Genomic DNA, 1,980 nt, shown 5'->3' with positions numbered 1-1,980 from the left:
CTTCGGGTGACCTCACCGGATTTCGACGACCACTTCGAACTTTCTTGCCGTGCCGCGGTGGCGGTGGTGCGGTACCGAAGTAGCCAGTGGCCTTCAGGTACACGGTCGGCGTCGGCCGCAAGCACGTTCCACGACTTTCCGGGCCCTGCGGGACCTCTGGCGCTCCCGGAAACTCGCTCCGCTTCCGCTTGCCCCCGACACCTCTCCCCGGGCCAGACACATGCCGCCGCGCCTAGGCTAGGGCCGGGCCCGGAAAATCGGTGGCGGGCGAGGGTGCCCGCGCTGATACCGTGCGGGCGATCGCGACCCGGCCGTTGGAGGTGAGACCCATGCTCGTTGTACGCACGTGGGTGCTCCCCTCTCCGTTACGATCGGGCGATTGACGTAGGTGTCGCCAGGAGCGCCTCCCACCAGGCACTTCTGAGAGGGCAAAACCTATGGACTCCGTGCATTTCAGCGCGGGCGCACCCCCGACCGTCGGCAGGCACGCGGTGATCACCCGGGTCGACGACCTGCGGTGGCGGGCCGTGGAGGACGACCTGGTGATCGGCCACGGCGAGGCATCTCGCCGACCCGACGGCCGGGTCTTCCTCAGCATCGACACGTGGCACGGCGCGGTCTTCGACCGGCTCGCGACCGCGATGCTGGCGGACCTGCCGAGCCCGCTGTACACGATGGTCGACGAGGCCGACCACGACCTGACGGCCCGCTGGGAGCGGGCAGGCCTCACCGTCCGGCGCCGGGAACGGGAGTACCTCCTCGCCACCGACCCGCTGGTCACCGGGCTCGACACCGCGCCGGCGCCGTCGGACGTGACGATCCTGGGCCTCGGTGCGGCGCGGGAGCCCGCGCTGCGCGAGGTGTACGAGGCGGTCCGCGCCGAGGTCGACGCCCGCGTGGGCTGGGACTCGATGCCGGTCGAGGTGCCGGCCCGGCCGGACGGGGCTCCCATGGACCCGTCGAGGTACGCGGTGGCCGAGGCTGCCGATCGGTACGTGGGGCTGGTCCGGGTGGTGGCGCGCCGCCGGCACGCGCGGATCGGGTTGGTCGCGGTCCGCGAGGGTCTGCGCTGCCGCGGCATCGCCCGGGCGATGCTGGCCGAGGTGCTGGGTGCGCTGCACCGCGGCGGGGTCGAGGCGGCGTCGGCCGAGGTGGACGAGCGCAACAGCGCGGCGAGGGCGCTGTTCGAGGGCATCGGCGCGCAGCGCGTGAGCAGCGCCGTGGAAATGGTGCGTGGCGTATGACGAAGACAGCAGGAGCCATCGAGGTCGAGGGCACCGTCGTCGAGTGCCTGCCCAACGCCACCTTCAGGGTGGAGCTCGAGAACGGGCACAAGGTGCTCGCGCACATCAGCGGGAAGATCCGGAAGAACTACATCAGGATCGTGCTGCTCGACCGGGTGCTCGTCGAGCTCAGCCCGTACGACCTGAACCGGGGCCGGATCCTGTTCCGGTACCGGACGTAGCGCCGGGCCTGATCCGATCGCGGTACCGGCGGCCGGGCGGCCGTCGGTACCCCGCGTTCAGCTCGACGCCCACCAGCTCGCCGCCGCCTGTCAGGTACCGGGTTTGGCGGAGACGGTGTTCTCACGCCTCGGCGGGTTGCCGGGCGAGCTGGGTGTCGTGGTGGAGGGCCTCGCGCTGGACGGGTGGGATCAGCCCGAGCTCGCCGTGGAGGCGGCGGTGGTTGTACCAGTCGATGTATCCGCCAGAAGGCGAAATGCCCTAACTCCGACCTGCCCGGTCTCGGTCAGAATGTGGCGATCGGGTTGACCGGGCTGCCGGACGTACCGGCGAAGCGGACCGGCGCAACTGCGAGGTGGAAGACCCACTGGCCGAACTCGGCGGCCGTCGTCGCGCACATCTCCAGGTCGCAGTTGTCGAGCAGCCACAGACCCATCGCGACGAGGCTCACGGCGTGAACCGGCATCAACACGTCTTCGTACCCCGACGGCTGAACGTCCTGGGGGGTGTCGGCGCC

The 1,980-nt window shown here is 70.8% G+C and carries 2 protein-coding genes and 1 pseudogene; 2 read left to right on the top strand and 1 reads right to left on the bottom strand.

Annotated features, from left to right (window positions below):
• Positions 1–437 precede the first annotated feature (437 nt).
• Complete coding sequence (locus VGD70_RS07110; protein WP_331079339.1) at positions 438–1,244, top strand: GNAT family N-acetyltransferase; 807 nt, start codon at positions 438–440, stop codon at positions 1,242–1,244.
• Positions 1,241–1,465: a translation initiation factor IF-1 gene (gene infA / locus VGD70_RS07105; RefSeq protein ID WP_331079337.1), complete on the top strand. Its 225-nt coding sequence runs from the start codon at positions 1,241–1,243 to the stop codon at positions 1,463–1,465. The genes VGD70_RS07110 and infA overlap by 4 nt, the downstream gene beginning before the upstream one ends.
• Before the next feature lie 284 nt (positions 1,466–1,749).
• On the opposite strand, the pseudogene VGD70_RS07100 reads toward infA, so the two are convergent.
• A pseudogene (locus tag VGD70_RS07100) lies at positions 1,750–1,980 on the bottom strand (cyclase family protein); the annotation flags it as partial.

It is taken from the genome of Actinophytocola sp., from assembly GCF_036402745.1.
Classification (GTDB): Bacteria; Actinomycetota; Actinomycetes; order Mycobacteriales; family Pseudonocardiaceae; genus Actinophytocola.
Note: the sequence above shows the minus strand (reverse complement) of the source record. Positions and strands in the feature narration are given on the sequence as shown.